Origin of the sequence: Kribbella deserti (assembly GCF_042434725.1) — a bacterium.
GTDB lineage: Bacteria > Actinomycetota > Actinomycetes > Propionibacteriales > Kribbellaceae > Kribbella > Kribbella deserti.
Genome location: NZ_JBHLTC010000008.1, coordinates 202,773 through 210,900, shown reverse-complemented (window position 1 = coordinate 210,900; position 8,128 = coordinate 202,773). Strand labels below are relative to the sequence as shown.

Genomic DNA, 8,128 nt, shown 5'->3' with positions numbered 1-8,128 from the left:
CGACCGTCCACAGGCCGAACGAGAACTTGTCTTCCTTGCGAGGGGTGTAGTCCGTCATAGAGAGAGGTCCTGCTTTCCGGGAGTGGGTTCGAAGGTGAGGTTGTCGAGGTAGGTGCCCTCGGCGGAGAAGACGACGTACAACGTGTGCGTCCCGGAGACCGCCTCGGGAAGAGGCGCCGCGAGGGTCAGCCAGTTGTGCCGGTGACCGGTGGGCGCGACGTCGATGGTGCCGAGCTCGGTGCCGTGCAGGGGATCGTCCAGCCGCAGGGTCAACGTCGCCGCGCCCTCCTGGTCACGGGCCACCCGCGCGGTGAACGCGGTCACCGAACCCGGGCCGAGATCAACGTCGTCGAAGGCGATCCAGCTGCCGGCCTCGAGCGCGTGCACGGAATCGCCGCGCTCGGGGGAGGCGTCGGCCAGAGTCACCGCGCAGTAGTGGTCGAAGCTGGTCGCGGCCAGGGCGGTACGGCGTACGTCGCGGGCGGGGATGCGTTCGCCCTGCACGTCGATCGAGGCGCTGAGCAACAAATCCGTGGCGGACCGGCCGATCAGGATGCTGTGCCGGGCGGTTTCCACGCACGGGCGGTCCCGGGTGACGTCCCAGAAGGCGAGATCGGCCGCGCGCAGGGTCAGTTCCACCTCGACGGACTCGCCTGGTTCGAGCTCCACCCGGCGGAATCCGCGCAGTTGGCGCAACGGCTGCTTCGCCCGGGAGCGCTGCTGATGTGTGTAGAGCTGGACCACCTCGGTACCGGCCCGGTCGCCGGTGTTGGTCACCCGCACGGAGATCGCCACCTCGCCGTCGGCCGGCATGGTCGTCGAGGAGAGCCGCAGGTCGCCGTACTCGAAGGTGGTGTAGCTGAGCCCGAAACCGAACGGGTACAACGGCGTGCCCCGGTAGTAGAGGTACGTCGCGTCCGCGCCGATGATGTCGTAGTCGAGCAGATCGGGCAGATCCGCCGCCGAGCGGTACCAGGTCTGCGGCAGGCGCCCGGCCGGATCGACCGTGCCGAGCAGTACGTCGGCCAGCGCGTGCCCGTACTCCTGACCACCGTGGGATGACCAGAGGATCGCGGGCAGGTGCTGCTGCGCCCACGTGGTCGAGAACGGGTAGCTGCTGCTCATCACGAGCACGGTGCTTCGATTGGCGGCGTGTACGGCGCGAACCAGGCGGTCCTGGGCGGCGGGGAGATCGAGATCGGCCCGGTCCTCGGTCTCCCGGCCGTTCACCAGCGGGTGGTTGCCGACAACAACGATCGCGACCTCCGCCGCGGCGGCCACTTCGGCGGCCTGGGCGGCACCGTCGACCACGGTCTCCATCGTGAAGATCGTCAACGGATCGGCGCCTTCGTCCTGCAGGCGTGCCGAGCCGGTCGAGTCGAGCGTCACGAAGCGGCCGCTGTTCAGGTGGCGCAGCGCGATCGAGCCGTCGGTCCGTTCCACCAGCGCGAAGGTCTGCTTGACTTCCCAGCCGTTCGGCCCAGGCTGGTCGTCCACCACCTCACCGGCGTCGTTGACCGAAAGGTGACGCTGGTTCCGCACCGACCGCAGCGCGAACGCCCCGCCACCCCAATCGAACAGGTCGAACCAGCAATCCGGCCCCGATGCCGGCGAGGCGGTCAGCGGCTGACCGGCTTCGGCTGCGGCGAGGTAACCAGCTCCGCCATCGATCTTCAGTGCGATCCGGTCGAGGCCTTCGCAGTACGTCACCGACTCGAACCGCTCGGTCAAACCGGCCCGGGCCGTCACCTGGTACGGCAAGGTGCCCGAGTACCAGTCCTCGTAGAGCGTGTCGGCCAGCGGCCCGATCACCGCGACGGACTTGAGATCCGGCCGCAGCGGCAGCAAACAGCATTCCGACTTCAGCAGCACGATCGACTGCGTGGCCGCCTCGCGGGCAAGGGCCTGATGCGCGGGGGAGTTGACCACCTCGGGGTCCACGTCGTCGTACGAGACCGGATCGAACTCGCCGAGGCGGAAGCGCAGCTCCAGCGCACGGCGCGCGGCCCGGTCTATGTCGCCTTCGGCCAGCAGGCCGTCGGCCAGGGCCTGCTCCAGCTTTTGCACGCTCGGCCCGTAGTCCGCGTCGTCCTGGGTGAAGCTGTCGACGCCGGCTTTCAGCGAGGCGGCGTACGCCGTGACGCCGTCGGGGAAGTAGCCCTGCAGTTCGCTCAGGTTGGCCGGTGCGCCCGCGTCGCTCACGAACAGCAGGTCGTGGTCCGTCCAGGTGCGAACCAGGTCGTTGATCAACGGGCTGAGATGCGCCGGCCGTCCGTTCACCAGGTTGTACGACGGCATGATCGCGAAGGCCACCCCGGCCTGCAGGGGCGCCTTGAAGGCCGGCAGGTCGTAGTCGTACAACACCCGCGGGGGCAGGCTGCTCGACGTCACGCAGCGGTCGGTCTCGTTGTTGTAGGCAAGGAAGTGCTTGAGCGTTGGCGCGGTTCGCAGCCGCCGCGGGTCGTCGCCGATCAGACCCTCGCAGTAGGCGACGGCGATCTCGCCGGTCAGCCACGGGTCCTCGGAGTAACCCTCTTCGTTGCGGCCCCAGCGCGGATCGCGCAGTGGGTTGACCACCGGCGCCCACACGTTCAGGCCGGCGCCCGTCGGGTCCTTGTGGTGGAAGGCGCGAACCTCTTCGCCGATCGCGGTACCGACCGAGCGGATCAGATCGGTGTTCCAGCTGCTGGCCAGACCGACGGCCTGCGGAAAGACCGTGGCCGAACCGAGCCAGGCGACGCCGTGCAGCGCCTCGGTCCCGGTGCGGAACGAATCCACGCCCAGGCGCGGTACGGCGCCCTGGTGCTGGTGCAGCAGGCGAAGCTTCTCGGCCAGCGTGAGCCTGCCGAGCAGATCGTCCACCCGGGCGCCGAGGGGCAGCGCCGGGTCTCGAAAGCTGGCAGCGGGGGCTTGGCTCATCGGTGGAACTCCGGTGGATCTCGGCCGCCGGGGCGGCGGGGCGGTGTGGTCTCGAAGCGCTTCGAAGTAGAACCTGTGACACCGTTGTCGAAGCGCTTCGATGATGCAGGAGAAAAAATCCGCCCCGGCTTTTGACGGCCGTGTTATGGCGGAGTGGAACTGAGGCTGGCATCCGGCGCCGCCATGGTCAAGAGGCGGCGCCGGATCGGTATCGCGCAGAGATCACAACGTGGGCAGCCGGCCCGCGTCCAGGCGGTCCAGCGAACGGGCCACCGCGCCGATGGCGGTCGCGTCGGGCCCGAAGGTGGACGCCGTCACCAGGCAGCCACCCGCGTCGGGCGCGATCGAACGCTCCCGCAGTTCCTTGTCGATCGGCCCGGCCAGCCACGGCGCCAAAGTGGCATACGAGCCGCCGAGCACCACCAATCCGGGGTTGAGCACGTTCACGAGTACGGCGATGCCCTGGCCGAGGTGGCTGCCGACCTCCTGCAGCACCTTCGTCACGTCCGGGTCGTCGGCCTCCGCGCGCCGGACCAGCTCGTGGAGGCGGGCCTCCATGTCCGGATCGGGCTCGTCGCCGATGGGGGAGACCCGGTCGAGGATCGCCGGAATACCCGCGACGGCCTCGAGGCAGCCACGCCGCCCGCAACCGCAGACGGGACCGCCCGGAATGACCTGGATGTGCCCGACCTCGCCGACGTACCCGAGGTGGCCGCGCAGGGGGCGGCCGTCGCAGATGACGCCCGCCCCGATACCGGTGTCGCCGGTCAGATGGATCAGGTCCTCGGCGCCGGCGTGCGGGCCGTACCGATGCTCGGCCAGTGCGCCGAGGTTGCCGTCGTTGTCGACCATCACCGGGTACGGCGGATTGCCAAGCGCCTGGATCAAATCGGCCTTCAGGCGTACGTCGTGCCAGCCGAGGCCGGCCGCGACGACCACCGAGCCGTCCGTACTGACCAGGCCGGGGATACCGACGGTCAGCCCCAGCACCTGGCGGCCCGAGTTGCGCACGGTGGTTACGGCCCGTCGCGCCAGTGCCGCGATCGCCGCGACCATCTTGGCCGGAGCGGCATCCGCGGCGGGCGCGGCCCGGTGCCAGCGCAGCAGCTGTCCACCCGCGGAGTCGAACGCGGCCACGGTCAGCCCACGTGCGCTCACGTCCAGGCCGATGGCGGCGAACGCCGAACCGTCGAGCACCAGCAAGGTGGCCGGACGGCCGACGTGGTTCTGCGTCTGCTGGGTTTCGCGGACCAGGCGGCGATCGATCAGATCGCCGACCAGGCTGGTGACAGTGGCCTTGTTCAGGCCGGTGCCGGCTGCGATGGCGGCGCGAGAGCAGGGGGCATTGGCGCGCAGATAGCTGAGGACGGCCGCCAGATTCGTGGCACGTACGTCGGAATGATCCGCGGTCTGTGTCGTGGTCAAGTGTCCGTCCCGTTTCCGCTCATCCGACTCGGTCCCACCGGGTGGCGCCGATGAACCTCAGTTCTACACCCTTGTGGGCCCCGGCGTCGTCGGCTAATTTATTTGGCTACTCGCCAAACTAATTATCCGTGCGGGACCGCCGAAGGGCAACTCCCGCCCGACCGATTGGAACTCATCGTGACCGGAACAACCGCCGGCGGCCCGACCAGCCGCCGCACCTTCCTCGCGTTCCTTGGTGCTGGTGCAGCCCTCGCGGCAGGCGGTGGCGCCCTCGCTGGTTGCTCGTCCAAGCCGGCCAGTTCCGGCAAGGGCCAGGCCGAGACGGTCGACAAGCTGGCCGGTCTGTTGCCGGCGTACATGGCCTTCGGTTCGGTGAAACCGGACCTGCCCGGCGTGAATGGTTCTTCGCCGGGCTTCACGAAGTACCCGACGTCGCTGGTACGCGCCGTGCCCGAGAAGGCGGTGACCAGCGGCAAGGAGGTCACCGCGATGACCCCGCTGTGGGCGCCGCTGCCGCCTGGCCTGGGCAACAACTCGTACTACGACGCGAACAACGAGCGCATCGGCGCGCCGGTCCGGTTCAACATCGTCAACGGCATGGACTACGGCACCAAGCTCGGCACCGTGCTTGCCGCCGGCAACGTGCCCGACATGATCTGCATTCCGGGCTGGGAGATCGCCAAGCTGAGCCGGTTCGACCAGGCGGTGGACAAGCTGTTCGAGGACCTGACGCCCTACTTGGCCGGTGACAAGGTCTCGAAGTATCCGATGCTGGCGAACCTGCCCACGAACGCCTGGGCGTTCAGCGTCTGGAACTCCCAGCTCAAGGCGATCCCGTTCCCGTCGGTCGGCATCGCGTGGATTCTGTACTACCGCAAGGACCTGCTCGACAAGGCCGGCGTGACCCCGCCGCAGAACGCCGACGACTTCATGAAGCTGGGCAAGCAGCTCACCAACGCCAGGGCGAACCAGTGGGCCTTCGGCGGCGTGAACGACGAGCTGGCCCGGGCCTACGGTGCGCCCGGTAAGTGGCGCAAGGAGTCCGACGGCAAGCTGGTGCACAAGTACGAGACGCCGGAGTTCGAGGAGTCCGTGGCCCTCACCGCCAAGCTGTACAAGGCTGGTTACGTGCACCCGGCCGTGGTGGGCAACAAGGACGCCGACCAGAAGCCGCTGTTCGAGGGTGGCCAGATCCTGATCCGCCAGGACGGTACCGGTACCTGGGCAGAGACGCTGCAGCGGCAGCAGGGAAACCGGTCGTTCAACATGCAGGCGGTGAAGCCGTTCGCGCACGACGGCGGTACGCCGATCGTCTGGGCCGGCGACCCGGCCGGCATCTTCACCTTCATCAAGAAGGGCGTTGGTGAGCAGCGCATCGCCGAACTGCTGGGCGTTGCCAACTACTCCTCCGCGCCCTTCGGTACCGAGGAGTTCGAGCTCAGCAACAACGGGGTCGAGGGCAAGCACTACACCCGGGCGGCCTCGGGCGCACCGCAGCTGACCGCCCTGGGCAACAAGGAGGTGGCGGCCACCTACACGTTCCTCGGCGGTCGCCCGTCGGCCATCACCCAAGGCCAGCACGAGGGCTACGTCGAGGCGATGCACGCCTTCGAGGTGGAGTGCGCCAACCACCGGGAAAAGAACCTGTTCGAGGGTATCCGCGTCCAGGAGCCGTCGAAGATGGCCGCGCTGCACACGCCGTTCGACGACCGGCTGCAGGACATCTACCGGGGCCGCCGCCCGGTCAGCGACCTGAAGGCAGCCGTCAAGGAGTGGCAGAACAACGGCGGCAACGAGGGCCGCGACTTCTACGCCAAGGTGCTCAGTGACAACGGTCGATGAGCGGCACCGGGCCGTCGCGGTGAAGAAGAAGGCCGGAGCGGTCTCCCGAGGGAGGCCGCACTGGCGGAGCCGGCTGCGGCAGGACTGGCCGCTGCTGCTGATGGTGGCGCCGGTGGTGATCCTGCTCGGGGTGTTCCACTACATCCCGACGCTGGGTAACGTGATCGCCTTCCAGGACTACTCGCCGTACGCCGGTGTCCGCGGCAGCGAGTTCATCGGTTTCGGCAACTTCCAGCGGATGTTCGGCGAGCCGGCGTTCTGGAAGGCGCTCAGCAACACGCTGATCATCACGTCGTTCCAGCTGGTGTTCTACTTCCCGATTCCGATCATGCTGGCGCTGCTGCTCAACACCGTGCTGTCGCCCAAGCTGCGCACGATGATCCAGGGCATCGCGTACCTGCCGCACTTCTTCTCCTGGGTGCTGGTCGTGTCGTTGTTCCAGCAGATGATCGGTGGGGCCGGCCTGCTGGCGCAGACCTTGCGCGACAACGGGCTGCAGGCGGTCGACCTGATGACGAAGCCCGACACCTTCATCGTGCTGGTCACCGCGCAGTCGATCTGGAAGGACGCCGGCTGGGGCATGATCGTGTTCCTCGCGGCGCTCAGCACCATCAACCCAGCGCTGTACGAGGCCGCGGCCGCGGACGGCGCCAACCGCTGGCGACGGCTGTGGCACATCACCCTGCCCGGGCTGCGGCCGGTCATCATTTTGCTGCTGATCCTGCGGCTGGGGGACGCGCTGACCGTCGGGTTCGAGCAGTTCATCCTGCAGCGCAGCGCGGTCGGTGAGCGCGCCGCCGAGGTGCTCGACACCTTCGTTTACCACCAGGGCCTGCTGCTCGGTGACTACGGGTACGGCGCGGCCGCCGGTCTCTTCAAGGGAGTAGTCGGCCTGGTGCTCGTACTCGCGGCGAATCGCCTGGCCCATCTAGTCGGAGAGCAGGGGGTGTACTCCAAGTCATGAGCACTCAACTCGCGGAAAGACCCGCACACACCGAAGCGCAGAAGGCCAGAAGGCGGACCCGGCTCGATGCCGGCCGGCCGGTCTGGGAAGAGGAACCGACCATCGTCGGGCGTCTGGGCAAGCCGTTGGTGCTCGCGCTGATCGTGCTGATGGTCGTGTTCCCGCTGTACGTCGTCGTGGTGACCAGCCTTTCCACCACCGAGGCGGTCACCCGCGCCGGCGGCCTGGTCGTCGTACCGCGCGAGCTGACCATCGCGGCGTACGTCCAGTTGCTCTCCGGTGGCGTTGTCACCAGGGCCTTGCTGATCAGCACGGCGATCACAGCGATCGGCACGTTCTTCAGCCTCACGGTCACCATCCTGGCGGCGTACGGACTGTCGCGGCCGGGATCGTTGTGGCACCGCCCGCTGTTGTTCGTCGTACTGCTGACGTTCCTGTTCGGGCCGGGCATCATTCCGAGCTACCTGATGGTCAACTCGCTGGGGCTGATCGACAGTTACGCCTCGCTGATCCTGCCGGGCGCGATCTCGGCGTTCAACCTGATCGTGATGCGCTCGTTCTTCATGGGTATACCTGGTGAACTCATCGACAGCGCGCGCATCGACGGCGCCGGCGAGTTCAAGGTGCTCAGCCGGATCGTGCTGCCGCTGTCGAAGGCGGTGGTCGCGGTGGTCGGGCTGTTCTACGCGGTCGGCTACTGGAACGCCTTCTTCAACGCGATGCTCTACTTGAACGACAACAACAAGTGGCCGCTGCAGATGGTCTTGCGCACGTACATCGTGCAGGCCCAGGTACTGCCCAGCGGTGCCGGCGGTGTGACCTCGACGCCTGGCCTGGATCTGACGCCGGCGCCGAGTCTCGCGATCAAGATGGCCATCGTGGTGATCGCGATCGTGCCGGTACTGCTGGTCTATCCATTCATTCAGCGGCACTTCACCAAGGGCGTCATCATCGGCGCGGTCAAGGGCTGATCCCCGT

5 protein-coding genes are annotated in these 8,128 nt (G+C 67.8%); 3 read left to right on the top strand and 2 right to left on the bottom strand.

Features of this window, described 5'->3' with window-relative positions:
• Positions 1 to 54: 54 nt before the first annotated feature.
• Both ACFFGN_RS08165 and ACFFGN_RS08160 read right to left on the bottom strand, forming a co-directional pair.
• Positions 55 to 2,919 (bottom strand): glycoside hydrolase family 3 protein, encoded by a 2,865-nt coding sequence (locus tag ACFFGN_RS08165; protein ID WP_380044761.1) that lies wholly within the window; start codon positions 2,917 to 2,919, stop codon positions 55 to 57.
• A gap of 222 nt (positions 2,920 to 3,141) precedes the next feature.
• Positions 3,142 to 4,344: an ROK family protein gene (locus tag ACFFGN_RS08160; protein WP_380044760.1), complete on the bottom strand. Its 1,203-nt coding sequence runs from the start codon at positions 4,342 to 4,344 to the stop codon at positions 3,142 to 3,144.
• A 177-nt stretch (positions 4,345 to 4,521) separates the two neighbouring features.
• Between ACFFGN_RS08160 and ACFFGN_RS08155 the strand changes: the two genes are divergently transcribed.
• The 3 genes from ACFFGN_RS08155 to ACFFGN_RS08145 are packed head-to-tail and all read left to right on the top strand — an operon-like array spanning position 4,522 to position 8,121.
• Positions 4,522 to 6,186, top strand: a complete 1,665-nt coding sequence (locus tag ACFFGN_RS08155) for an extracellular solute-binding protein (protein WP_380044758.1) — start codon at positions 4,522 to 4,524, stop codon at positions 6,184 to 6,186.
• Positions 6,170 to 7,150 carry an ABC transporter permease gene (locus ACFFGN_RS08150; protein WP_380044756.1) on the top strand — a complete coding sequence of 327 codons (981 nt, stop codon included), beginning with the start codon at positions 6,170 to 6,172 and terminating at the stop codon, positions 7,148 to 7,150. The genes ACFFGN_RS08155 and ACFFGN_RS08150 overlap by 17 nt, the downstream gene beginning before the upstream one ends.
• Positions 7,147 to 8,121: a carbohydrate ABC transporter permease gene (locus ACFFGN_RS08145; protein WP_380044754.1), complete on the top strand. Its 975-nt coding sequence runs from the start codon at positions 7,147 to 7,149 to the stop codon at positions 8,119 to 8,121. Before ACFFGN_RS08150 ends, ACFFGN_RS08145 begins: the two co-directional genes overlap by 4 nt.
• Positions 8,122 to 8,128 lie beyond the last annotated feature (7 nt).

Coding starts and splice junctions, on each gene's coding strand:
- ACFFGN_RS08145 (WP_380044754.1), top strand. CDS start 7,147: ATGAGCACTCAACTCGCGGAAAGACCCGCACACACCGAAGCGCAGAAG.
- ACFFGN_RS08165 (WP_380044761.1), bottom strand. CDS start 2,919: ATGAGCCAAGCCCCCGCTGCCAGCTTTCGAGACCCGGCGCTGCCCCTC.